The following is a 24,737-nucleotide window of genomic DNA, read 5'->3' on the forward strand; positions in this document are numbered from 1 at the left end:
TGGCGCGGTAAATGGCTAAACGGCTAGCGGAGCAATTGGCCGGGGCCAAAAGAAAAGGCCGGCGCGCAGCAGCACCGGCCTTTTCTAACCCGCCTAGGGGCTTTTTGTTACTGCGAAAGGCTCCAGCGCAGTTGAATGCCGCCTTCCGTGGCCGAGTTCTTATAGGAGTTCTCCACTTTCGGATCGGTGACGGTGCGCGAGAAGAAGAACTGCAGGTTCACGCGCTGGTTCAGTACGTAGTCGATGGTGGGGCGCAGCTGCATCTGGCGGGTGCCGTTGGTGGTCAGGCCGCGGGCGCGGCCGGGGTTGCCCACCACGTTCGGGGCCGGGTCCACGGATTCTTCGATGGTACGCTGAATGGAGGAGTTGTCGCGGATGGACAGGTCCAGGCGGGCCGTCAGCTCATTGCGCAGCACCTTCTGCTCGCCGCCGATGCGGAACGGAATTTTCAGGCGGTTGGTGGCGTAGCCGAAGCCTATAACTAGCTCCTGGGTGTGCAGCTCCGTCACCTGGGCATTGGTGGTGTTTAGGCCCACGGCCCGCTCGGTACGGTATTCCACGCGGCCGGTCACCTTCTGCAAAGTCTGGAAATTGACCCCGATGAGCGGTGACAACCGCTCGGCAATACTCACCTGCCCGATAACGTAGTACGGAATCAGCTGCCCGCTCTCGTTCAGAATGCTGGAAAGCTCGGTTGGGCCTTCGGGCACCCGGTTGTATTGGGTGGAGGTGGTGTAGCTGGCCACGTTGTAGTTGGCCGCGTAGGCGTGATTCAGCGTGATGGAGCGGAAATAGCGCTTCACGAAGGGCAGCTCGGCCAGTCCGTTGTAGTTGATGGTCCAGTTCGGAATCGGGAGCAGGGCAAACGGGTCGAACCGCTTGGCCTTGTAGCCATTCGACGACTTGCCGCGGTAGGCATCCAGGAAAGCGGGCAGCAGCACGTCCTGCGAGTTGTAGCCGTAGCCAAACTCACCGCCGGTGGGGTTGGCCGCTTTCAGCCGCTCCCGCACGATTACGCGGTTATCGACGAACTGATTGAAGGCCTTCGAGATGGAGCCGTTGGCACTTTGGTCGCCGAAATAGGTTTGGATGGTGATGATGGACGTGCTGAACGAGCCATTGCCCAGCGGCTGGCTGGCCCGCGGAATGCTGCCGGGCACCGCCGCCAGCGTGGCTGTATCCACGGGCAGGCGGTAGAATACTTCCCGGTTGCGCACCACGTTGCGACGGCCATCGAGCTGAATATTGAAGTCGCGGAAGGGCTCCAGGGCGGTGCGCAGCGTGAGGGCCTCGGTGAGCAGCGAGCTGAGCGGCGTGTTCAGAAAGTCGCTGTTGCGGGTGTACCAGCCGTTGTTGTAGGCGCGGTCAAACAGGCCGTCGAGGTCCGACTGCTGGCCCAGGATGAAGGGCACGCCCGGCGCGTTGAAGTCGCTGTCGAGGCCGAAGAGGCGGGTGCGCGGCAGGTAGCCGGGCAGCAGCGTGCCGGCGCTGCGGGTGTAGGTAAAGTTCAGGGAGCGGGCCGTCATCAGGGAGCGAAGCACGGCTTTCAGCGCCCGCAGCTCGGGGCCTTTCACCGAGTCTTTCTTCGCCACGGCTTCGCCGGCCACGCCGGCCTGCTTGGGCCCTTCCATATCCAGCAGCTGCCCTTTGCGGCCACCCTGGGCCGATTTGGCCTCCTGGCCGGGCGGCGGGGCGTTGTTGATGATGTTCAGGAAGCGCACTTTGTTGTAGAGCTTCACCAGATCAATCTTGCCATTGGCACTTACCTCCCGGTTGTTCTGAATCGTGTTGCCCAGGTCGAGGCGGGTGGTGGTCGTGTCGTTGACGTCGGTTGGGTTGAGCGGGGCACGCAGGGCCGTAGAGGCCGCCTCCCAAGTGTAGTTGGCCGCGTAGCGCGTATCGGCCGATAGCCAGTCGGTGAGCGGAAACTTATCCAGCGGCAGGCGGTAGGTAAGGGCCACGGTCTGGTTGAAGTTGGTGGTGCGGCCCCCGCGCTGAAACAGGTTGTTGCGCAGCAGCTGGCGGTTGGTGCGGGCCGTGTCGCCGTTGCCGATGGTGCGGCCCACGCCCTCATCCACCACCGCGCGGTTGTTGGCGGTGTAGTCGAAAATGAGGCTCTTGGTCAGGTCCCACTTCAGGTCGTAGATGCGGTTGAAGAAGAAGCTCTTCTGGAAAATGCCGGGGCCGGCCGACACCGGCAGCTGGCCGGGCGTGAGCGTGCGCTGCAGAAACCGCTCGTTGTAGCGCCGGTCAATGTCGGCGCGGAAGGAGAAGCGGCTGGGCAGCGGCGTGAAGTTCAGGTCCTGAATGATTTTCAGGTACGGCGAGTCCAGCACCTTCACTTTGGCCAGCGGGGTGTAGTTTTTGGGCGTGGTCTGGTAGAGGTAGGCCACCGCCGCGTTGTAGGTCTTGGTGAAGTCGCTGCGGGTCCGGATGTCGGTGTGCTCGCGCTCCGTGAGCGTGTAGCTTAGGGCCAGGTTTTCGATGTCGTAGGGCCGCGGCTTGCGCTCGGTGTTGGTGCGCTCCTTGCGCACGTTCAGCAGGCTGATACTGCGGCTGTTCGTCTGGTCAATGACGGCCTTGCGGTAAGCGGCTTTGTCCGAGGCCTTCTCAAACTTCTCCAACGACTGGCTCAGACGGGTGTCGGGGTCGAGCGGGTCGTAGCGGGGCGAGCGGCTTTCGTGGCCGGTTTGCAGCAGCACCGGCACGCGCAGGCCCAGCTTCTCGGGCAGCAGCTTGTCGCCGGCCACCGTGGCGTTCAGGTCGCCGCGCAGAATGTTGTCGAGCGAGCGTTGGGCCAGCTTGTCCTGCAAGCCGCCGAAGCCTACCGAGGTGAAGCTGCCGGTGGCCGTGATGTTGGCCAGATCAGCCAGCTTGGTGTTGAAGCGGGCCGTGGCTGCCCAGCCGCTTTCGCGGTCGAAGTCGAACACCCGGAACTCATCGGCCCACAGGCACAAGGACTTGGCGTTGCCGTCGTCGCCGGGGTTTAGCACCCCGATCAGCACGCCCTGCACGGCGCTGAAATCGGGGTTGCCCACCACTTTGATGGTGGCCCCGTTGGGCAGCGTCTTGATGTAGGGCCGCAGGAAGTCGGGGTTGCCGGACTTATTGCGCTCCGATTTGGCATCGATGAAATCCTGGAAGGCAATCTGCACCTCGTTCTGGGCGGGCCAGATTTCGCCCTGCGTAGTGGCTCCCGGCTGCGTGATGCGCAGCGGCAGCGCGTACTCGTAGTAGTTCTGGGTGTAGTCAGTGCCGATGCGGATGAAAGCCTGCACGTCGCCGTCGCGCACGCTGCGCTCTTCGCTTTCGGCGTGCAGAAACAGGCGCAGCTGCTTGTAGCGCAGCATGTTGATGTTCACGTTCTTATAAGCTGCCTTGCCGAAGCCGTCGAGCAGATTGTCGGCGCACAGGCGCAACGACTGCTCGTTCTGCTGGCGGTTCACGGTGCCCGAGCCGTATTCCCGGTCGCGCTCAATGTTGGGCGGCAGCACGTATGGAATAGCGCCCTTGCCGGCCACGGCGGCCAGCCCGTTTTCCTCCAGGCTCACCGTCGAGATGGTGAACGGGGTCAGGTCGGGGCCGCAGCCCACGCAGGGGCGGCCGCCTTCCGTAATCGGGCTCAAGAGCCGCCGCCACTGGTTGGCCACAAACTGCGGCTGGGCCAGGCGCAGCACCACCGGCTCCTCGAAGTGGGTGAGGTACATGCGCACGAAGCGAATCGACTTGAAGCCGAACTCGGTGGGTGCTCCGCGCACGGCCGAAGGCTGCCGCACCGGAATGCGGAACTGATACCACGACACCGCGTCGCCGTTGATGTTGTTCGTAACCCGGTCCACGATGTAGTTCTGGCCCACGGTCAGCTCGCCGGGCTTCAGCGAAATCTTGTACTCGTAGTAGCGCTCCGTGTCGGAAATGACGTTGTCGCGGTTCAGGTCTTCCTTGTCGGGGAAGGCCGTGGAGCTTTGTTGGCTGTTGGCCTGCGAGTTGCCCTGCATGCCGTTGTACTGCTTGTAGCGCCCCAGAATCTTGGTGTTGGTCTGGTCGTAGCCGCCGTCGAGGTGGTGGCGGAAGTTGTCGGCCGAGGGGTCGGCGATGCCCGCGTACTGCGGGCTGGTGCGGGCGAAGAAGGCCTTTTCCTCGTCGTCGTTCAGGCCGTCGAGGCCGATGTCCTGGCGGCTGCGGCCGTCGGGCGAGGCGCTGAAGGCATCGGTGAGAAACTGCTGCTTCGTAACCTGGCCCCAGATGGTTTCGCGCACATCCTGGGCCGTGATGCTGGCCCCGTCGGGCAGGCCGTTTTCAAACTCGTGCTGGTTGTCGTCGCGCAGCACATCTTCTGAAATCGAGCCCAGATTCAGATACAGCTCGCCGCCGGTGGTGTTGTTCACGGGCGGATTTTCCGAGTCGTTGATCTGGCCGTTGACGCTCTTGATGAAGGGGTCCATGAGCCAGAACTCCATGTACTCCACGTTGGCGTTGTCGAAGTCGGTATCGAAGGTAATTTCGCGGCTGATGCCGCCGTAGTTGTCGAAGTTCAGGTTCGGGTTGGCCGGGTTCAGGAATTTGCCGTCGGCCGATACGGCCGGGTTGTAGTTATACTGGCCGCGCTCCTGCGGAAAATACGACAGGTCCAGGGTGTACTCGAAGCCGTTGCCAGTCGCGCCCACGTCGCGGTTCGGGAATATTTCGGTGCGCTTCACGCCCCGCGTGTAGTGGTTGCGCAGGTCGCCGTCGGAGATGTTGCCGGGCTTGTTGCTGCCGTTGGTGTAGTAGCTCTGATCGACGGTGTACCAGGCCAGCTTGGCGCGGTTGAATGCGTAGGATAGGTCTTTTTTGGTGCCGCCGGGCACCGTGAGGGGCGTGGTGGCCAGCCGCCAGCTGATGGCCGAGTTCAGCCCGCCCAGCGAATAGGGCGTGCGCGCATTCTCGAAGTCGTCGATGTACGACACGCCATTCTCGCCGCGGCCCAGCTGCGACTTGCCGGGCACCAGCTGCGCAATTTCGCCGCTAAAGGCCACCGACGACGGCTCCTTGGTCGAAATCAGCGGCAGCATATCCAGGTACTTGGTCAGGGCCCGCGACTCGCGTCGGGCATTCACGTCGAGGCCGTAGATGGTGTTGTTGCCCGGCTCGTCGCCGATGTTTACGCGGTTGATGCCGGGGGCCTGGTTTTCGCGCAGGTGCAGCACCGTGGCCCCGAAGTTCACGTCCTGGTTCAGGCGGTAATCAAACCGCGCGCCCAGCAGGCGGCGCGGCTGCACCTGCACCAGCGCGTTTTTCTCAAACTCGACGCGCAGCTCGTTGGCCGAGTTGAGGTAGCTCGGGTTCAGGATTTTCACCTTCGCCTGATCGTAGAAAACCTGGTAGTCGCGGCCTTCTTCGAGCAATGTGCTGCCCGAGCGCACCCGCACCGAGCCCTCGGCAATGCCGATGCCGGGCAGGCTGATTTCGTCGGAGGTGGTGGCCTGAAACCGGCCGCGCAGGAAGAATTTGTCCTTCTCCTGAATCTGCTGCGCGTCGCTCTGGGTCTGGTTGTAGAGCGCCTGATACACGTACTTGGCGGCCAGCAGGCGCTCGGTGGCGGCATTGGCCCCCAGTGTGTCAAACTGGGCCCGCAGGTAGCCGCCGAAGGGCTCCACCACCGGGAAGATAATCTTGCCCAAGTCGGGGTCGATGGTGGTGCCGGGGAAAAAGTCGAAGTTGCCGTCGGGGTTGCGGTCGTTGTTGGGGTTCACGTTGTCGAGGTTCAGCACCTCAATCAGCGGCCGGTTGCGCAGCTTCTCGCCTTCCTTCAGCGAAATCAGATCGACGCCCGTCTGGTCGTCCTTGTAGACTACCTGCAACTGAAAATTGTCGCGGTTGAGCTGGTTGGCGTTCAGCGGATAGATGTTTTTCATCATCAGATCCCACGTCGGCAGGTTGCGGGTCCGCAGGTTCAGGTTCGTCTGGCTCACGGTCGGGTCGGTCAGGTCGACCAGGCCCACGCCGGGGTTGGTGGCCTTCAGCATCTTCAGGAAAATCACCTGATCGGAGCCCACCTTGCCGTAGTCTTCCTGCATCTCGCCCACCTTGTAGGTCTGTCCGTTGTAGAGATACTCGTAGGAAACGCCCAGCACTTGCTCGGGCAGCAGTGTGGTGTTCAGGGAGATATAGCCCAGCTGCGCGTTAAAGGTGTACTCGCGCGGGTCGAGCTTGCGGGCCCGTACCCGCTCGTAGTCTACGGTTTTGGTCAGGCGCAGGCCGGCTGGGTTCTGCAGAAAGTTATCGACGCGCTGCTCGTCGCGGGCGTCGTTGCCGCCCTGAATGAGAGTGGCAAACTCAGAGTTGATCTTGTTGTCGGCGGCGGCGCGGCGCTGGTTGGCGCTGAACCGCGACCGGTACACCCGCACGGGCTCGGCCAGATCCTGGAGCGCCACCACATTGCGCAGGTTTTCGGCCGAGCGGTTGTCGTTGGTCACGTATACTTCCAGCCGCCGGATTTCAACCCCCGACCGGATGGTGGGCAGGTTGAGCAGAGCCGCATCGTACCGCTCGCGGAAAAAGTGCGACAGGAAAAAGTGCCGGTCGCGCTCATACTGGCTGGCTTTCAGCTCGAAGTTGCGGCTCTGGGCGCCGTTCTGCACCCGCACCTCGTCGGCGGTGCCGCGCAGGGTGCTGGCCACGGCCGTCACGGCCAGCTTGCCGAATTGTAGCTGCGTTTTGACCCCAAACAGGTTTTGCCCGCCCTGAATCAGCGAGTTGGTGATGGGCAGACTCACGTTGCCCAGCTCAATCTTGCGGATGATTTCGGTTTCGAAGCCCGTGTAATCGAGCTTCATGTTGTTCTCGAAGTCGAAGGCCGCTTTGGTGTCGTAATTGAAGGTGAGCCGCAATTTCTCCCCGATCTGGCCGGTGAGGTTGAGGTTCATCGTCTGGTCGTACTGGAAGTCGCCGACGCGCTGCTGGCGTAGGGTAAGCGTGGGGTTTTCGTTGCGGTTGAAGCGGGCACCCATGCGCAGCGTCACGGCCCCGTTGGGCCGGATATCTACGTAGCTGCCCCCGAAAATCCGGTCGGCCATCGGCCCCAGGTAGATCTTGGGAATCAGGCGCTTGGCCGTGGGCGACTCCGGGTCGCCGGCCACGCCACCCGCCGACTTGCTGCGGAAGTAGCTGCGAATGGCCTCGCGCTGCTGCCATTCGGAGTACTCCTGAAAGGTCATGCGGCTCGGGTCGCGGTAGTCGATTTCCTGGCCCACCCGCTCCCGGATGTCGAAGTACTCCAGGCTGTCGTCAGGCGTCACGTTCAGGTTCACGTTGCCGGGCAGGCCCAGAATGAGCGGCGAGCGGCGGCGCTGGGGCGAAAACGGCGTGCCCGCGCGGTCGGTGGGCGCTACTTTGGGGCGGCGGCCGGGGCGGTAGCGGCTGGTATCGGAGCGGGCCGTGCGGGCGGTATCCGGCGCCAGCGCCAGGGCCAGCGCGGCCGGGCGGCCGGCTGCGGGCAGCCAGGCCCACAGCTGGCGCAGGGCAAAGGGCTGGGTTGCGGCCGGGGAAGCCTGCGACCACCAGGCCACCAGCGACGTGATAACAACGACAGAGGCAGTGAGTAACTTCTTACCAGAGTTCAAAGGGCGCAATCAAGCGGCGAGCCGCGTAAAAATCTAATGAGACTTAAGAGCAAACTTAATCAAACCCTCCACGCTCAGGTCGTTGCCGTGCTTGTGCTGGATCTGGTCCAGCGTTTTTTCGGCCGCGGCGCGCGCGAAGCCCAGGGTCACTAAGGCGGCTAACGCTTCGGCGCGGTTGGTATTGTGCGCCTTGGCCATGGGCACGGTATCTACGCCGGCCTTGGCAAGCAGCTCGTCTTTGCGCAGCTTGTCGCGCAGCTCCAGAATCACGCGCTGGGCCGTTTTGGGGCCTACGCCCTTGATGCTCTGAATGGTGCGCACGTCTTCCTGCACAATGGCGTGGCGGATTTCGCCCACGCTCATGCTGCTCACCATCATAATGCCCGTGCCCGGCCCGATGCCCGACACGGAAATGAGCTGCATGAACATGGCCTTCTCATTGGGGTCGAGAAACCCGTAGAGCGTGTGCGCGTCTTCCTTGATGTGCTGAAACGTGAAGAGCTTGGCCTTTTCGCCCTCGGCGGGCAGCTTGGAATAGGTGGCCAGGGAAATCTTAATCTCGTAGCCCACCCCGCTCACGTCCATAATGGCCATGGTGGGGTCTTTGTGGGCCAGCTTACCGTCGATGTAGGCAATCATAGGCTGGAATAGGGGAGCAGAAACCGCCGCAAGGGAGTGGTTGGCGGCAGAGGGCCAACACGCGCGGGCGGGGTTACAATTCCAAAAGTACTGGCTTTTAGGCCAATAAATTGAAGAGAAAAAAGAAAAGCAGCAGCCGGCAGATTTCACGCGCCTAACCGGTCATGCTTGATCTGGCGTCCGCTTGTCGAAGCATCTCGCTCGCTTTGTCCGGCTCCCCTCTCTTATGGAGAGGGGTTGGGGGTGAGATTACGACGAAGCGGGCGAGATGCTTCGACAAGCGGACGCCAGATCAAGCATGACCGGCGGCATTGGGCAAGGGGGGGGCTACCTACAGCGCCCGCCCGTACGTCTGGGCATCCACCACGGCAATGGCGGTCATGTTCACGATGTCGCGCACGGTGGCGCCCAGCTGCAGAATGTGCACCGGTTTGCGCATGCCCATCAACACCGGCCCAATCACCTCGGCCCCGCCGATTTCCTGGAGCACTTTGTAGGCGATGTTGCCCGACACCACGTTGGGGAAAATCAGGGTGTTGGCCCCTTTTTCGGCCAGCTCGCTGAAAGGGTAATGCTCGCGCAGCAACTGGGGGCTCAGGGCCGTGTTGGCCTGCATCTCGCCATCCAGAATCAGGTCGGGGTAGCGCTGCTTGGCCAGCTCGGTGGCTTTGCGGGCCTTGCTGGGCAGCTCGCCGGCGTTAGAGCCGAAGTTGGAGTAGCTGAGCACGGCAATGCGCGGCTCGGCATCGAAAAAGCGCACGGCGCGGGCCGTCAGGCCGATGATATCCACCATTTCCTCGGCCGTGGGGTCGATGTTCACGGTGGTATCGGCGAAGAAGTACGGGCCTTTCTTGTGCTGAATAATATACATGCCGGCCACGCGCTGCACGCCGTCTTCCACCCCAATTACTTGCAGCGAGGGCACAATGGACTTGCCATAATCCTTGGTGAGGCCGGTGATGAAAGCATCCACTTCGCCGGTTTCCAGCATCATGGAGCCGTAGTAGTTCCGCTCGCGCAGCAGGCGGCGGCCTTCGTAGAGCGTGATGCCCCGGCGCTGCCGCTTCTCAAACAGCAGGGCCGCGTACTCCTCGCGCTTGGCATCCTCCTTCAGAATGTCGATAATCTCGCAGCCTTCCAGGTCGAGGGAGTTGGCGCGGACGATGGCGTCGATTTTCTCGCGGTTGCCGAGCAGCACGGGCCGGGCAATGCCTTCGTCGTGCAGAATCTGGGCGGCCTTGAGGATCTTGTAGTTGTCGGCTTCCGGAAACACCACGCGCTTGGGGTTGGCCTTGGCGGCCGAGGTGATGCGGTTCATCAGCTTCTGGTTCACGCCCAGACGGCTGCGCAGCTCATCTTCGTAGGCAAACCAATCGGTGATGACCCGGCGGGCCGAGCCGCTCTCGATGGCCGCCTTGGCCACGGCCGTGCTCACCGTGATGATCAGGCGCGGGTCGAGGGGCTTGGGGATGAGGTAGGTGCGGCCAAACGCCAGCGTGTTGTCGCCGTAGGCTTTGTTCACCATTTCGGGCACCGGCTCCTTGGCCAGCTCGGCCAGGGCCTGCACGGCGGCCAGCTTCATGGCCTCGTTTATCTCGGTGGCCCGCACGTCCAAAGCGCCCCTAAAAATGTAGGGAAAGCCCAGCACGTTGTTCACCTGATTGGGGTGGTCGGAGCGGCCGGTGGCCATAATCAGGTCGGGGCGGGTGGCCATGGCCACGTCGTAGGCAATTTCGGGGTTGGGGTTGGCCAAGGCGAAGACAATCGGGTTGTCGGCCATCAGCAGCAGCAGTTCGGCGGGCAGCACGTTGGCCGCCGACAGGCCCAGAAACACATCCGCGCCCCGCATGGCCTCGGCCAGCGTAGTAATGGGCGAGTCGGTGGCAAACTGCATCTGTAGCTCGGCCAGATCGGTGCGCTGCTTATTAATTACTCCGTCCTTATCGAATACGATGACGTGCCGCAGGCCCAGCTCCCGGTACAGGCGCAGGCACGAAATGGCGGCGGCACCCGCCCCGCTCACTACCAGCCGGATGTCTTCAATGCGCTTGCCCACCACTTCCAGCGCGTTTAGCAGGGCCGCCGACGAAATGATGGCCGTGCCGTGCTGGTCGTCGTGCATCAAGGGGATGTTCATCTGCTCGCGCAGGGCCTTCTCAATCACGAAGCACTCCGGGGCCTTGATGTCTTCCAGGTTGATGCCCCCAAACGTGGGCTCCAGCGACTTCACGATGCGAATAAACTCGTCGGGGTCGGTGGCGTCAATCTCAATATCGAAGCAGTCGATGCCCGCGAACTTCTTGAACAGTACGCCCTTGCCCTCCATCACGGGCTTGGAGGCCGCCGGGCCGATGTTGCCCAGCCCCAGCACCGCCGTGCCATTGCTGATTACGCCCACCAGATTGCCCTTGGCGGTGTACTTATATACGTCGTCGGGGTTGGCCGCAATGGCCAGGCAGGGCTCGGCCACGCCGGGCGAGTAGGCCAGGGCCAGATCCAGCTGGGTGCTCACGGGCTTGGTGGGCACCACTTCAATCTTGCCGGCCGGGCTCTGGGAGTGGTAGTCGAGGGCTTCCTGTTTGTTTATTTTAAGCATGGAGTAGCAGCAGTAGGTGGGCTAGGCGCGGGGGCGCTCTATTCAGCAAGTTGGGGCGAATTTGCCCGGAATCAAAGTTTAGAGAGCCTGCCGCCTAAAAAGCAAGCGCCCCGTACCAGTTGGGCACGGGGCGCAATTCGAGCGTGAAACAACGAAATCAGCTCTGCACAATCACCAGCTTCTGCCCCGGCTTCACCTCATCCGTTTTGAGGTTATTGAGCCGGCGCAACTGGTCCACTGTCACGCCCTGGTAGCGGCGGGAGATGTTGTAGAGCGTGTCGCCGGGCTGCACGAGGTGGGTTTTGGGCCGCGAAACTTGGGGGACAGCCGGGGCCGGTGCGGCGGTGCGGCGGGCTTTGCCGGGCGGCGGGGCCACTTCCTGCGCCAGTGCGCCGGCCTCGGTTTCGGCGGGAGCCGCGAATAACAGCTTCTGGCCGGGCACCACGGTTTCGGCGCTTAACTTGTTCCAGGCCATCAGCTGAGTAACCGTCAGACCTCGCTCCCGGGCAATTTTGGTCAGGTAGTCGCCCTTGCGCACGGTGTAGGTGGCAGGTAGCGTGTCGTCGGCCACTGCGGGCGCGGCACTGTTGGCGGCCGTAGCCGTTGCGGCAGCCTCTCGTGCGGCTTTCAGCCCGCGCGGGGTGGTCAGCACTTTGGCCACTACGGGTTCAGCCACGGCTTCGCTATCCGCGGCTGCTTTCGGCGGCGTGTTCATGGTCACGGCAGCCTTTTCGGCGGGCAGCGGCAGCTTGGCCGGAATGCGCGGCTTGCGCGCGGCGGCTACGGCTACGGTCGGGGCGGCTTCTGGTGTTTCAACCGGCACAAACAGCACCAGCTGCTGACGAGGCACCAGCGCCTTTTTGCGCGGCAGCTCGTTCCAGCGCCGGATCTGCGCGGGTGTCACCTCGTAGCGCTCCGCCACGGCGGCCACGGTTTCGCCGCGCCGCACGGTGTGGCGCAGGCGACGAAGCCGGACCTTTTCCGGAGCCGCAGTTTCGGTAGCAGCCAGCTGCGTGCCGGTCGAATCAGTGCCGGGCAGGGCCGGGGCCAGGGGCGCGAGGGGAACCGGAGGGGGCAGGGCTACCTGGCAGAAATCCAGCACAGTGGTGCGGTCCAGCGCGGCCATTTCCACGCTCACGCACTTGGGCACGGTCAGAGCGTAGTTGCGGATGCTGGCGGGCAGGTAGGTTTTGCAGATTTCCGGATTCTGCTTGAGAATGGCGCTGGAGTCCAGCCCGAACTGGGCCGCGAACTTGCGCAGGTCCAGGCTACGACCGGAAATGAGCAGCGTATCGGTCGGCTCCGGGTATTGGTAGTTCAGCCCCTCGGAGTGCAGCTGGTGCTCATTAGCATACTGCATCGTGTAGAGCAGGGCCGTGAAGGTGGGCACGTAGTTGCGCGTTTCCTTCGGCAGCGAGGGGTAGAGCGCCCAGAAATTGCGGGTGCCGTTGCGCTTGATGGCCCGTTGCACGTTGCCGCTACCCCAGTTGTAGGCCGCCAGCACCAGCTCCCAGTCGCCAAACTGCCGGTATAAATCTCGCAGAAACCGGCACGCCGCCTCCGTCGACTTCTCCGGATTCATGCGCTCATCAATGTACTCGTTGCGCACCAGCCGCAGGTCGCCGGCCGTAGGGCCCATAAACTGCCACAGGCCCACCGCGCCCACCCGCGAGCGGGCCGTGGGCAGCAGCGCCGACTCCACCACCGCCAGGTATTTCAGGTCCTGGGGCAGGTGGTATTTGGCCAGATATTTTTCAAACAGCGGAAAATACAGGTTTTGCCGCTCCAGAATGCGCTGGGTATAGGCCCGGTTGCGCACCGTGAAGTAGGTCACGAAGCTCATCACCGTGTTGTTGAACACGTGCGGCACGTCAGTGTCGAAGCAGTTCACGCGGTCGGCCACCAGGTCCTTTACTTCGGGCGGCGTCTGCAACCATACCAGGCGGGCCGAGTCGGCGGCGGTGGGCAGCGGCGCGGCAGCCAGCGAATCGGGTGGCGGCAGCAGTTGCACATGAGTGGTGTCGTTGGCCGGGTCGGTAGTCAGCTCGGGCTGGGTCTGAGCCGCCACGGGGCAGGCACCGGCTGCCAGCAGCAGCAGAAAAGCAACCTGAGCCAACGACCTTTTCATCACATCGCGGGGGTTAGGGTTTCCGTTACAGACTTCGCGAAAGCCAGCAGATGCTCCTCGCGGAACGCGCCGCTCAGCATCTGCACGCCAATGGGCAGCCCTGCTGCATCGGTGCCGGCCGGCACCGAAATGGCCGGTACGCCCGCCAGCGAGGCCTGTACCGTGAAGATATCCGCCAGGTACATAGCCAGCGTATCCTTCTCGTTTTCGCCGATGCGGAACGCCGTGGTGGGCGTGGTGGGCAGCACCAGGAAATCGTACTGGCGCAGCAGCTCGTCGGTTTTCTCCTTAATCAAACGCCGGACGCGCTGGGCTTTGGTATAATAAGCGTCGTAATAATTGGCCGACAGCACGAACGTGCCCAGCAGAATACGGCGCTGCACCTCGGGGCCGAAGCCCTGGGCGCGGGTCTTTTTATACAACGATTCCAGATCCGTGGCATCCGGGGCGCGGTAGCCGTACTTCACCCCGTCGAAGCGGCTCAGGTTGGAGCTGGCTTCGGCGGTGGTCAGAATGTAGTAGGTCGGCACCATGAAATCCAGATACGGAAAGTCTACCGCGTCTACCACGTGGCCCTGGTCGCGCAATGAGTCGAGCATGCCTTCCACGGCCGATTTTATTTCCGGGTTCAGGCCCGGCCGCTCCATCGTGTCGCGGATGTAGCCGATGCGGTAGTGCGGGGCGGGCGTGAGCAGGTTGCTATAAGCCGGCACGGGCTGCTGGCTGGCAGTACTGTCAAAATCGTCGGCGCCAGCCATTACTTCGAGCAGCAAGGCTGCGTCTTCCACCGAGCGGGTGAGCGTGCCAATCTGGTCAAACGAGGAGGCGTAGGCAATCAGCCCGTAGCGGGAAATGCGCGAATACGTGGGCTTGAAGCCCACGATGCCGCAAAATGCCGCCGGCTGGCGCACCGAGCCGCCCGTATCGGAGCCGATGGAAGCCAGGCACAGATCAGCCTGCACGGCCACCGCCGAGCCCCCCGAGGAGCCCCCGGATACACGCTCCGGATCAATCTCATTGCGAACCGGCCCGAAATAGGACGTTTCGTTGGAAGCACCCATGGCAAACTCGTCGCAGTTCTGCCGCCCGATGATGATGACGTCCTCATCCAAAAGCCGCTGCACGGCCGAGCCGGTATAGAGTGAGCGGAAGCCGTCCAGAATATGGCTACTGCTCTGCAGGGCGTGGTCTTTGTAGGCCAGCACATCCTTTAGCCCGATAACCATACCGGCCAGCTTGCCGGCCGTGCCGGCCGCCAGCTTGGCGTCTACTGCCTCGGCCTGGGCGCGGGCTTCGTCGGCGAATACTTCCAGAAAAGCATTCAGGTGGCTTTTGCGCTGGATGTTATCCAGGTAATACTCCACGAGCTGACGACAGGTGGTGGTGCCTGCCGTCAGCTCGCTGCGAACTTCCGTAAGAGAATTGAACCGTCTCAAGAGGTGCTATTCGTTAGTCATTTGATCGAACCGGGGCCGCTCGGGCTGAGTCGGCGTAGTGCCGCCGTTCATAGGCGATGCAAGAGGGGTAGCAGCCTCGGAATGGGCATCCGGGGCATAATTGGTGGCGGTGGGAGCTGGCGCGGCCGGTACTTGCTGGGCCGGAGTAGCCGAGTAAGGCGGCTGGGGCTGCTGGCGGCCGGCGTTTTCGAACTCGCTGCGGATTTCGCTGGAAGCGTCCTTGAACTCACGGATGCCTTTGCCCAGGCCGCGGGCCAACTCGGGAATTTTATTGGCGCCGAAGAAGATCAGGATAACGACCATGATCAGCATGATTTCGCCGCCGCCAAGGTCGCCTAGAAATAGAAAGAGGGGAGTCTGCATGGCTGAAAGGGAAATTACAAGCGGTTCTGATTCGGGTCGTTCGGGTTCACGGGGCGGTCATGAAACTCGGGCTTATCGTCTTTGGAGGCATCCTTGAACTCGCGGATGCCTTTGCCCAGGCCCTTGGCCAGCTCCGGAATGCGCTTGGCCCCGAACAGCAGAATGATTACAAACAAGATCAGCAGAATTTCGGTGGTGCCGAAGTTGCCGATCAGAAAAAGCGAGGCAAGTGTCATTGGAAATGGCCTGAGGCCGTTTTATGAGTGCAAAGGCTAGTATACGCGGAGCAGCGCAGATCAGGATTGGTAAAGATACCCGATAATTTTCAAAACGGTTCCGTAGGGGGCGCTAACCGGCTTTCCCCGCTTCTGCTCCGGCTGGATGCAAATAGCTGTTAACCAAACATTATCCTTGTTCACCGGTTGCATAAGTCAGCCTGCCGAGCCGGAAAGGCGTTCTGTCGGATAAGGGTGGAGCCCCACCTTTGGGAAGACGTACTTTGAAGGCCCAAGTTACCCTTGCGCTCCGCAGCTTTTCATCCAGCCGCGCTTATCTTTTTATTGCTTATGCCTACAAAAACGCGCCAGTCGGCTATCCATCATCCGGTTAGGGATACCTCGCCCCAGTCCGACGATGAGTTCGCGCGCCTGGAGGCCGTACGCAGCTACCATATTCTGGATACTCCGCCGGAAGACGTGTTCGACGATCTGGTCGAGCTGGCCGCCTTCATTTGCGGCACGCCGATTTCCATGGTATCCATCATTGATGCCGACCGGCAATGGTACAAGGCTTCGGTTGGGACGGGCGACGTGCGGAGTATGCCCCGCCATGTGTCGTTTTGCCACTACGGCATGATGTCCGAGGATATTATGGAAATAGAGGACTTATCCAAGGATGCCTTTTTCCGGCACAACCCGTTTGTTGCCAACGATCCGCAAATTCGGTTCTATGCGGGCGTGCCGCTCGTCACGCCCGAGGGCTTTGCCATTGGCACCATCTGCGCTATCGATACGGTGCCGCACCGCCTCACGGAAGGCCAGCGGAAGGCGCTGCGCATTCTGGCCCGCGAGGTGGTAGCGCATCTGGAGTTGCGGCGGGCCCGCCTGCTGCTGGAGCAGGAAAAAGTCAAGCTTGAAGGGCTGCTGCGCATGGCCAACGAGACGGCTGAATCGTTGTATTCGGTCAGCCACAACGAGATTTTTGTTAAGCAAGACCACAAGCTGGTGCGCGTGAATACGGCGGATATTCGCTACGTGGAGGCGCTGGGCGACTATGTGAACATCTACGCGAGCCAGGAGCGATACACTGTGTATACCACCATGAAGGACTTGGAAAGCAAGCTGCCCCGACGCGACTTTGCCCGCGTACACCGCAAGTACATTGTGCGCCTCGACCGGATAGCGGCCATTGAAACCGATATAGCCATGGTGGACAACGGCCGGACCAGGGAGCCAGCCAGCAACCTGACGGCCATTCCGATTGGCAACTCCTACAAAGCAACTCTGCTGAGCCGCCTCAACCTAGTCTGATTAGCAGACCGAAAGGCGGCAGCGGAACAAAACGGCCTTTTCACCGAGAAAAAGCCGGCTTTCGGCGAAAATTGATAGTAATCAGAGTGGCTACAGCCTATCTTTAAATTATGCTATCGGGAAATGTCCTATTCTTAGCAGTACGCCTCAGGGTTGTGCTGTTTTGGGCATATGCCAGTAGCTAAGTTTGTTTTCATAGCTCAGAAAGGCACCGTACGCTGTACGGTGCTTTTTTATTGCCTAGCGGTTGCGGCTCAGCCAGTTTTCCGGGTTCAGGTTGGAACTGTTGCGCCACACCTGAAACTGCAGCTCCGAGGTCCCTTCTGCGCTGGTATATACGGTGCCAATGGGCTGGCGCATGCGCACCTGCTGGCCTTCGCTCACGCTCACGCTACGCAGCTTGGCATAGACGGTGAAATACTCGCCGTGCTGGATCATGACGATGTTGTTCATGCCCGCAATGCTGGCCACGGTCAGTACTTTGCCATCAAAAATAGCCCGCACGGGCTCCCCGGCGCTGGTCTGAATATCCACTCCCCGGTTTTCAACGATGACGTTTTTGAGTACCGGGTGCGCGTGGCGGCCGAAGCGCTGAGAAATGAAGCCGCGCCCCACGGGCCAGAGCAGCCGCCCCCGATTGTCGGCAAATGAGGAGGAAAGCACCGCCGTTTCCGGGGTCAGCGTCACGCGGTCGGTGCGCTCGGCGGGGGCCTCTTCGGCCGGAGCTTCGGCAGCGGGGGCAGCGGCCGTGCCGGCATTGGCGCGGTTGGGTGTTTCGGTAGGGCGGCGCGGGGTGGTGCCGGCCGTGCTTTCGCGGGCGGCCGCGGCGCGGGCGGCGGCTTTGCGGGCCGCGTTGGCGCGCGCCACGCGGGCGGCGCGGGCAATTTCTTCCCGCACGCGGTCCGCAATCAGATTATCGAGACGGCTCACGGCCTGCTGGCGCTCGGCCAGCTCCCGGCGCAGGCCTTCTTCCTGCTGGCTGAGCTTCGTCACGACCTGATCCTGCTGGGTTTTGAGCGTGAGCAGGTTGCGGCTTTCGGCCACCTGCGTGGTCAGCATTGAGCTTTTTTCCTGCTTTTTCACCGTCAGGCCGCTGAGCTGGTGGCTCAGGTGCTGCTGGGTGCTGGCAATCTGGGCCGCCTGCTTCTGGCGCACTTCCGAGTACTGCCGGATGTAGCGCAGCCGCAGCATGAGCTGGTTGAACGAGTCGGCCGCGAACAGAAACATGATGCGGTTATAGCTATTGGCCGTTTTCGACGAGGCGTAAATCAGCCGGGCATACTCGGCTTTCAACTGGGCCAGGCTCTGCTGGGTTTGCTGCACCTGCGTGGCCGTCTGCCGCACATCCGACTCGATATATTGCAGCTCGGAGGAAATGGTTTTGATGACGCTTTTCTGCACCGTTAGCTTTTCCTTCAGCGCGTTGAGCTGGCCCAGCGAGGCCTGTTTCTGCTTCTGGGTCTGTTCCAGAATGCGGCTGGTTTCGCGGATGCGGCGCAGATTGGCCCGCCGCTCGCGCTCCAGCTGGGCCTTGCTCTTTTTGGGGCTGGTGGTGGTTTTAGCGCGCTGGCGCTGCTGGGCCAGCGTCGCTTCGCCCTGACCAACCAACACCAGCAGGACCACCAGCAGGGAGGCTACCGCCCGGCTACTTTTTGCGCACATAGCCTTTGGGAACCGAGAAAGGGAAGGCCAGCCGCTCTTTGTCCACGTCGACGTTGCGGTAGTTGATGGTGAGGGTGGAGGCTGCGCCCTTGGTGGGCTGCGCCTTCACCACCGTGCCGTAGGCAAACTGCACCATTGAGTTTTCCAGGGCCCGGAAATCGGAATAATCAGCTGAAAACCGGTTCTGCGTGGCCGAGTCTACTACCGAGAGCTGGGTCATGCGGCCGCGGGCCAGCTCGATGAGCTGGGTAATGAGCACGCTGGCCTGATTGAACTGCACTTTCTGGCTGGCATTTTCCGTCAGCACGGTGGGCGTGGAGCCGGCCGGGGCCGTGATGTAATTGCCCAGCAGCGCGGCCTGCACCTGCTCAAACGTGACGGGCACGTTCAGGCGCTTGCTCAGATAGTCGAAATTGCCGGCGTAGTATTCGCGCTGCAGGTAGTTGAGCACCTGAATGGAGTCGCGGGTGATGTAGGCCCGCACGCCCTCAATGCCCAACGACACCGACAGCCAGATCACGCTGTCCTTGCGCATGCGCAGGCTCAGGTTGGCGGTTTGCTGCACGCCGGGCATGTCCACTTTTATCTTGCCTTTGGCCTTCAGATACCGGAAGTCCACGTTGGTGGCCTTCACCATTTCGGCGGCTTTGGCTGGGGTCATCCGGCCGGTATTGGCGGGTACAATTTTGGGGCTACAGCCCCCCAGTACCACGCCCAGCCACAGCAGGACCAGCAAAAAGCACTTATTCATAAAGCTTACTGTCTTTGATTTTGCGGTCAATCTGATTCGATGCCCCGCCTGTTTTCTTGGCCCGCAGCCACTCCGCCAGCGCCCGATCAGTTTCGCCCAGCTGGAACAGCACGTCGCCGTAGTGCTCGATTACGGTGCCGTCGGAGGTAGTTTTGAGGGCTTTTTCCAAGTTGGTACGCGCCCCGGCGTAGTCCTTCAGCTTATATAGCACCCAGGCATACGTGTCGAGGTAGGTGTCGTTGTCGGGGAACTGCTTCACCAGCTTGCCCGACATTTCCTTGGCCTTGTCCAGCTTTTCGCCCCTCAGCGACAAAAAGTAGCTGTAGTTGTTCAGGGCCTGCGCGTTGTTGGCATCGAAGGCCAGCGCCGCATCATAGGCCGCATCCGACTTGGCGTGCTCCTTCACCTCGTGGTAGGCATCGCCGAGCTGGGTGTCAATCTGCACCAGCAGCTCGGGGTTGTCGAGGGCCAGCTTGCGGCCGTATTCCAGCGCCTTGATGCCCTTGGCCGTCTGCTTGTTCATCATCAGCGCCACGCCGTTGTAGTACCACAGCGGCGCCTGGTTCGGAAACAGCTCCAGGGCCCGGTCGGTGTGGCGCAGCAGCGAGTCTACCTGGTTCAGCTCGGCATCGATGAGCACCACCTGCTGCCAGATCTGAAACTTGGAGTTATCCAGCCGGATGGCTTTCAAGTAGGAGTCGCGCGCGTCCTTCTTGTGGTCGGTCAGGGTCTGAATGTCGCCGGCAATGGAAAAGGCCTTGGCCTCCTTCGGGTGCACGCGGGTGGTAATGGCGGCCAGCTCCAGGGCCGTCTGGCCCAGCGCGGGGTTGGGCAGCTGCTTAATGTAGTCGAGCAGGATGCGCACCTTCTCGTCGATGTCCAGGGCGGGGCTCTCAAAGGCCAGCTTGATCTGCTTCTCCGACTCGGCCGGATTGGCCTGCTGCCGGTAAATATCGGCCAGAATCATGCGGGCCTGGGGGTTGTCGGAGTCCTGACGCAGGGCCTGCTCGGCCACCCGAATGGCATCGGGCAGGCGGTTGTTGGAGGCGTACATCTCGGCCTGCGCAATGACGTAGCGCACCTCGTCGGGGTTGGCCTTTATCAGCGCCTCGCCTTCCTGCAGGGCCTTGTCGAGGTTGTTCTGCTTGAGGTAGATCTGCTGCTTCTTGAACGACACCTCATCCAGGGGCCCAAACTGCTTCTCAGCCTGCTCAAACGTGGCCAGCGCCTCATTCAGCTTGCCCTGGGCCATATACAGGTCGGCCAGGTTGAAAAGGTAGTAGCCCGAGTCGGGCACGTCCCGGATCAGGCTGGCGTAGACTTTGGCGGCCTGGTCGTACTGCTTCTGGGATGCGTAAATCTGGGCCAGCAGCAGGTAATAGTAGGCGTTTTTGGTGTCGAGCTTCACGGCCACCAGCGCGAAGTTGGTGGCATCTTTCAGGTTGCCGCTCAGCAGGTTGGTTTCGGCAATCTTGTAGTTGATGGCCGCGTTGGTCGGGTTCAGGGCGTAGGCTTTCAGCAGCCGCTCCAGGGCCTTGTTGTAGTCTTCGAGCAGCACAAATTTCACGCCCTCCACAAAAAAGGCCTCGCTCATCTCACGGTCTTTCTCCGAAAGCACGCGCACCTGCTGGCGGGCAATATCCAGCTCGGCCCGCCGCGCCAGCTCCTTCCGCTCGCGCCGGGTTAGCCGGAGCGGCTTGGGGGCAGAGGCCTCGGGCACGGGCTGCTGGGCATACCCCGGCGCGGCCAGCAGCAGGCTCAGCACGAAGAAAAAAAGAACCCTCACTCGACTCATGGAAGCAGTAGCACGGACGACAAGCCGCCGTTTGAAAAAGGAATTACCCCAAAGAAACAACTCTGCGGACAGATACCCGCGCTACTGCTAACATCCGGAGCCGGAAAAATATCACACGCGCAGTGTGTTGTAGTCGCCCAGGCTCAAGTCGTTGGGGGTGCCGGTCACGGTGGCGTGGTTGCCCACCATCGAGTTGGTCACGTTGGCATGCAGCAGCGTAGCCGACTGCTGCACAATGGAATTAGACACCACCGAGCTGCGCACGTTGCTCTGCGCGCCCAGCGAAACGTGCGGCCCCACCACCGAATCGGTGATAATGGCGCCTTCACCGATGTACACGGGCGGAATCAGCACGCTGTTGGTCACTTTGGCCGACGTGGCCACCAGCTCCTCGCCGCGTTCCTGCAGGTACTCGAGGTAGCGCTGATTGGTAAACACCGTCGCGTCCTTGTTGCCACAGTCGAGCCACTCCGTCACGCGGCCGGGCACGAAGGTGGTGCCCTTGTTTTTCATGTTTTCCAGGGCGTTGGTGAGCTGGTACTCGCCTTTGTCCATAATGTTATTGTCGAGCAGGAACTGCAGCTCGTCGCGCAGGTACTGGCCGTCCTGGAAGTAGTAGATGCCGATGATGGCAAGGTCGGAAACGAATTCCTGGGGCTTCTCCACGAAGTCCGTAATCTGGCCCTGGGCATCGAGTTTCACCACGCCGAACGGCTTGGGGTCGTCCACGCGCTGCACCCAGATGGTGCCGGCAGCGGAACTGTCGAGGACGAAATCAGCCTTGAACAGCGTATCGGCGAAAGCTACCACCAGCGGCCCGCTGAGCGACTCTTTGGCGCACAAAATGGCGTGGGCCGTGCCCAGCGGCTCATCCTGGTACACTATGGTGCCCTTCGCGCCTACCGATTCGGCAATGGCCACCAAGCTTTTCTCCACGGCCTCGCCGAAGCGGCCAATGATGAACGCCACTTCGTCCACTTGCTCGCCGCATACCTTGGCAATATCCTCCACCAGGCGCTGCACGATGGGCTTACCGGCAATCGGAATCAGGGGCTTGGGAACGGTGAGCGTGTGCGGGCGCATGCGCTTGCCCATGCCGGCCATCGGGACGATAATCTTCATGAATGTTGAATTTTAGATGTTGGATGTTGAATGTGGGGAAACGCTGGACGTTGAGTGTTGAGTTTTAAGTGTTGGATGAGCTGCCGGCCCTGTTTGCTTTAAATTTCCGTCTTGTTCATTCAACATTCAACCCTCAAAATTCAACATTTCATTGCACGCCGGTGCTGCCGTAGCCGCCGGTGCCGCGCTGGGTTTCAGTTAGCGTTTCGGCGGGCTGCCACTGCACCGTTTCGTGCCGGGCTACCACCAGCTGCGCGATTCGCTCCCCGTCCTGCACTACGAATTCCTGATCGGAGAGATTAACCAGCAGCACCTTCAACTCGCCCCGGTAGTCGGCATCGATGGTGCCGGGGCTGTTGACGATGCCGATACCGTGCTTATAGGCCAGACCGCTGCGGGGCCGCACCTGCATTTCGTAGCCCACCGGAATTTCCAGAAACAGGCCCGTCGGGATGAGGGCGCGCTGCAGGGGCTTCAACGTAACGGGCTCCGCGAGGTTGGCCCGTACATCCAGGCCGGCGGCGTGGGCGGTCTGATACTCGGGCAGCGGGTGGCGGGAGCGGTTCAGGACGGGAATGTGCATCGGCAACAAGGCAGTTTGGGCGAGCAAAGATAACCCGCGCGGGGATAGGGTTTTGGAAAGGCGAAGTATGATTGGAAAGGCCGATTCGCCCTCACGCCACCGGCAATCCGGCCTTACGGGGCCGCTCCACCAGAAAAATGAGGCCGGCGAAGACTGTGCACAGGCCCAGGTGAAAAGCGTGCCGCAGCCAATAGTCCGGCACGGGCAGCAGCCAGCCCACGGCCACTACAGCCACGGCCAGCGCCAGCCACAGGCCCAGCCGCGCCATCGGGTACGGAATGGGGTAATGCTTATTGCCCAGCACCCAGCACACTACGGCCATCATAAAGTAGCAGGCCAGCGTGGTGAGGGCGCAGCCCATGTAGCCGATGAGCGGAATCAGGAAAAAGTTGAGCAGAATGGTGAGGGCCGCGCCGCCGAAGCTGATGTAGGTGCCGAAATAGGTTTTGTCAGTGAGCTTGAACCACACCGCCAGGTTGTAGTACATGCCCAGAAACAGGTTGGCCAGCAGTAGCACGGGCACGATATCCAGCCCGGCGCGGTACTCGGGCCGGCCCAGCAGAAACCGCGCGAAATCCTCCGCGTTCAGGCTCACGAACACGAAAATAAACGCGCAGCACAGCGTGAACCACTTCAGAATGAGGGCAAACGTGGCCGGCGAGTTCTTCTCCGTCGATTGAGCAAAGAAGAACGGCTCGGCCGCGTAGCGGAAGGCTTGAATGACGAGCGTCATGAACATGGCAAACTTATAGCAGGCCCCGTAGATGCCCACCGCCGTCATGTTCGACTGGCCGGGGTAGAAGCCCTCGGGCAGCCAGTACTTGAGCAGCGGCCGGTCCAGCGTCTCGTTTACCATGCCGGCCAGGCCCATCAGCATGAGCGGGTAGGCATACTTCAGCATCGGCCGCAGCACTCCGAAATCGAGCCGGAAGCGGAAGTCGCTCAGTTCGCGCCACAGCAGCGGAATGTATAAGGTATTGGCTATCAGGTTGGCCAGAAACACATAGCCCACGCCTAAATCAGGATTGTACACGGCCGCCACCAGCGGGCGCAGATGCGGCAGGTACTGGCCCGCGTGCACGTCGCGGCAGAGCACGATGAAGAACAGGTTCAGGCCCACGTTCACCAGAATGTTCAGAAACCGCACCGCGGCCACCTTTTTAGCCTTGTTTTCCAGCCGCAGCCGGGCAAAAGGAATGGCCGTGGCCGCGTCTACGCCCATCACCAGCGCCAGCCACACAATGTATTGCTCCTGCCCCGGCGGATAGTGCAGCACCCGCGTGATGGGTCCGGCCAGCAGCAGCAGCAGCCCGCTGAGCACCGCGCTGCTTAGCAGCAGCAGGCTGAACACCTTGTTATAGAGCGCCTGCCGGTCGGCACCGGGCTGGTGGGCGAAGCGGAAATAAGTGGTTTCCATCCCGTAGGTAAACAGGATGTTGAGGAATGCCACGTACGAAAATAGCTCCGTGACCACGCCATACTCGGCGGCCGCAAACTTGCTCGTATACAGCGGCACCAGCAGAAACGTCAGCACGCGGCCCAGAATACTGCTCACGCCATACACGGCGGTCTGGCCCGCCAGTTTTTTGGCAATACTCATGTTTTCAATTAAAAATTGAGAATTAAAAAGGAAAAAATGCCCACCTGCCCGAGAAATCAGGCTGTTTGCTACTCCTCCCTCTCCACCTTTTTAATTTTTAATTCTCAACTTTTAATTGCCCTTAAAAGCCGCCGGGCGCTTCTCCAAAAAGGCGGCAGTGCCTTCGCGGAAATCTTCGGTGCCGAAGGCGCGGCCGAACAGGTTGGCTTCGGTCTGGAAGCCGTGGCGCTCCTTGTCGTAGTAGGCATTCACGCAGTCAATCACCATGCCCACGGCCTGCGGAGCCTTGGTGAGAATGCGGGCCAGCAGCTGCCGGCAGAAGTCGAGCAGCTCGGCCTGGGGCACTACATGGTTCACCAGGCCCAGGCGCAGCGCCTCGTCGGCCTTGATGATGTCGGCGGTGAGCAGCAGCTCCAGGGCTTTGGCTTTGCCAATGAGCTGGGTGAGGCGCTGGGTGCCGCCGTAGCCCGGAATCAGGCCCAGATTCACCTCGGGCTGGCCGAAGCGGGCGTTGTCGGAGGCCACGCGCAGGTGGCAGGCCATGGCCAGCTCGCAGCCGCCGCCCAGCGCGAAGCCATTCACGGCCGCAATGACGGGCTTGGTGCTTTCCTCAATCAGGCAGAACGCCTCCTGGCCCTGCTCGGCGGCCCGCCGCCCGCTGATGTCGTTCAGCGCCGCTAGCTCCGAAATGTCGGCCCCGGCCACGAAGGCCTTCTCGCCGCTACCCGTGATGATGATGCCGCGCACCTGCGGGTCGTCCAGCGCCGCTTGCATGGCCTGCCGGATTTCGGCGATGGTGGCCGCGTTCAGCGCGTTGAGCTTGCTGGGGCGGTTTAGGGTGATGGTGAGGATGCCGGAGGCGGCGTCGGGGGCGTAGAGCAGGTTTTCGAAAGTGGCCATGAGCGCGG

15 protein-coding genes are annotated in these 24,737 nt (G+C 61.6%); 1 reads left to right on the plus strand and 14 read right to left on the minus strand.

What is annotated here, in order from left to right; translation table 11 throughout:
* Window positions 1-107 precede the first annotated feature (107 nt).
* The 7 genes from sov to BUB62_RS16555 form a co-directional block, all read right to left on the minus strand.
* On the minus strand, window positions 108-7,604 hold the full coding sequence (sov, locus tag BUB62_RS16525) for a T9SS outer membrane translocon Sov/SprA (RefSeq protein WP_234988792.1): 7,497 nt from the start codon (window positions 7,602-7,604) through the stop codon (window positions 108-110).
* 33 nt (window positions 7,605-7,637) lie between these two features.
* Entirely contained in the window at window positions 7,638-8,243 is a 606-nt protein-coding gene (gene ruvA, locus BUB62_RS16530) for a Holliday junction branch migration protein RuvA (RefSeq protein ID WP_073112004.1), read from the minus strand.
* Between the two features lie 331 nt (window positions 8,244-8,574).
* Window positions 8,575-10,839, minus strand: a complete 2,265-nt coding sequence (locus tag BUB62_RS16535; protein ID WP_073112006.1) for an NADP-dependent malic enzyme — start codon at window positions 10,837-10,839, stop codon at window positions 8,575-8,577.
* A gap of 157 nt (window positions 10,840-10,996) precedes the next feature.
* On the minus strand, window positions 10,997-12,967 hold the full coding sequence (locus BUB62_RS16540) for a LysM peptidoglycan-binding domain-containing protein (RefSeq protein WP_073112008.1): 1,971 nt from the start codon (window positions 12,965-12,967) through the stop codon (window positions 10,997-10,999).
* Window positions 12,967-14,403: an Asp-tRNA(Asn)/Glu-tRNA(Gln) amidotransferase subunit GatA gene (gene gatA / locus BUB62_RS16545; protein WP_073112010.1), complete on the minus strand. Its 1,437-nt coding sequence runs from the start codon at window positions 14,401-14,403 to the stop codon at window positions 12,967-12,969. Before gatA ends, BUB62_RS16540 begins: the two co-directional genes overlap by 1 nt.
* A gap of 6 nt (window positions 14,404-14,409) precedes the next feature.
* Window positions 14,410-14,787, minus strand: a complete 378-nt coding sequence (locus BUB62_RS19765) for a Sec-independent protein translocase subunit TatA/TatB (protein ID WP_073112012.1) — start codon at window positions 14,785-14,787, stop codon at window positions 14,410-14,412.
* Between the two features lie 14 nt (window positions 14,788-14,801).
* Window positions 14,802-15,023 carry a Sec-independent protein translocase subunit TatA/TatB gene (locus BUB62_RS16555; RefSeq protein WP_073112014.1) on the minus strand — a complete coding sequence of 74 codons (222 nt, stop codon included), beginning with the start codon at window positions 15,021-15,023 and terminating at the stop codon, window positions 14,802-14,804.
* Between the two features lie 330 nt (window positions 15,024-15,353).
* Between BUB62_RS16555 and BUB62_RS16560 the strand changes: the two genes are divergently transcribed.
* Complete coding sequence (locus BUB62_RS16560) at window positions 15,354-16,316, plus strand: GAF domain-containing DNA-binding protein (protein WP_073112016.1); 963 nt, start codon at window positions 15,354-15,356, stop codon at window positions 16,314-16,316.
* Window positions 16,317-16,556: 240 nt separating this feature from the next.
* Here the strand turns inward: BUB62_RS16560 and BUB62_RS16565 are convergent, their stop codons facing one another.
* The 7 genes from BUB62_RS16565 to BUB62_RS16595 form a co-directional block, all read right to left on the minus strand.
* Window positions 16,557-17,978 (minus strand): murein hydrolase activator EnvC family protein, encoded by a 1,422-nt coding sequence (locus tag BUB62_RS16565; protein WP_073112018.1) that lies wholly within the window; start codon window positions 17,976-17,978, stop codon window positions 16,557-16,559.
* Window positions 17,962-18,729 carry a lipoprotein insertase outer membrane protein LolB1 gene (locus tag BUB62_RS16570; RefSeq protein WP_073112019.1) on the minus strand — a complete coding sequence of 256 codons (768 nt, stop codon included), beginning with the start codon at window positions 18,727-18,729 and terminating at the stop codon, window positions 17,962-17,964. Before BUB62_RS16570 ends, BUB62_RS16565 begins: the two co-directional genes overlap by 17 nt.
* On the minus strand, window positions 18,722-20,515 hold the full coding sequence (locus BUB62_RS16575) for a tetratricopeptide repeat protein (protein WP_234988793.1): 1,794 nt from the start codon (window positions 20,513-20,515) through the stop codon (window positions 18,722-18,724). Before BUB62_RS16575 ends, BUB62_RS16570 begins: the two co-directional genes overlap by 8 nt.
* A 120-nt stretch (window positions 20,516-20,635) precedes the next feature.
* The gene (locus tag BUB62_RS16580) at window positions 20,636-21,646 is read right to left on the minus strand and encodes a sugar phosphate nucleotidyltransferase (RefSeq protein ID WP_073112021.1); all 1,011 of its coding nucleotides are present in this window, start codon (window positions 21,644-21,646) and stop codon (window positions 20,636-20,638) included.
* Between the two features lie 148 nt (window positions 21,647-21,794).
* On the minus strand, window positions 21,795-22,229 hold the full coding sequence (dut, locus tag BUB62_RS16585) for a dUTP diphosphatase (RefSeq protein ID WP_073112022.1): 435 nt from the start codon (window positions 22,227-22,229) through the stop codon (window positions 21,795-21,797).
* Between the two features lie 91 nt (window positions 22,230-22,320).
* Window positions 22,321-23,829 (minus strand): lipopolysaccharide biosynthesis protein, encoded by a 1,509-nt coding sequence (locus BUB62_RS16590; protein WP_073112024.1) that lies wholly within the window; start codon window positions 23,827-23,829, stop codon window positions 22,321-22,323.
* A gap of 111 nt (window positions 23,830-23,940) precedes the next feature.
* Window positions 23,941-24,729, minus strand: coding sequence for an enoyl-CoA hydratase/isomerase family protein (locus tag BUB62_RS16595; RefSeq protein ID WP_073112026.1), 789 nt, complete (start codon window positions 24,727-24,729; stop codon window positions 23,941-23,943).
* Between the last annotated feature and the right edge of the window lie 8 nt (window positions 24,730-24,737).

Source organism: Hymenobacter daecheongensis DSM 21074, from assembly GCF_900141805.1.
GTDB lineage: Bacteria > Bacteroidota > Bacteroidia > Cytophagales > Hymenobacteraceae > Hymenobacter > Hymenobacter daecheongensis.

Coding starts and splice junctions, on each gene's coding strand:
- ruvA (WP_073112004.1), bottom strand. CDS start 8,243: ATGATTGCCTACATCGACGGTAAGCTGGCCCACAAAGACCCCACCATG.
- BUB62_RS16535 (WP_073112006.1), bottom strand. CDS start 10,839: ATGCTTAAAATAAACAAACAGGAAGCCCTCGACTACCACTCCCAGAGC.
- BUB62_RS16540 (WP_073112008.1), bottom strand. CDS start 12,967: ATGAAAAGGTCGTTGGCTCAGGTTGCTTTTCTGCTGCTGCTGGCAGCC.
- BUB62_RS19765 (WP_073112012.1), bottom strand. CDS start 14,787: ATGCAGACTCCCCTCTTTCTATTTCTAGGCGACCTTGGCGGCGGCGAA.
- BUB62_RS16555 (WP_073112014.1), bottom strand. CDS start 15,023: ATGACACTTGCCTCGCTTTTTCTGATCGGCAACTTCGGCACCACCGAA.
- BUB62_RS16560 (WP_073112016.1), top strand. CDS start 15,354: ATGCCTACAAAAACGCGCCAGTCGGCTATCCATCATCCGGTTAGGGAT.
- BUB62_RS16565 (WP_073112018.1), bottom strand. CDS start 17,978: ATGTGCGCAAAAAGTAGCCGGGCGGTAGCCTCCCTGCTGGTGGTCCTG.
- BUB62_RS16570 (WP_073112019.1), bottom strand. CDS start 18,729: ATGAATAAGTGCTTTTTGCTGGTCCTGCTGTGGCTGGGCGTGGTACTG.
- BUB62_RS16580 (WP_073112021.1), bottom strand. CDS start 21,646: ATGAAGATTATCGTCCCGATGGCCGGCATGGGCAAGCGCATGCGCCCG.
- dut (WP_073112022.1), bottom strand. CDS start 22,229: ATGCACATTCCCGTCCTGAACCGCTCCCGCCACCCGCTGCCCGAGTAT.
- BUB62_RS16590 (WP_073112024.1), bottom strand. CDS start 23,829: ATGAGTATTGCCAAAAAACTGGCGGGCCAGACCGCCGTGTATGGCGTG.
- BUB62_RS16595 (WP_073112026.1), bottom strand. CDS start 24,729: ATGGCCACTTTCGAAAACCTGCTCTACGCCCCCGACGCCGCCTCCGGC.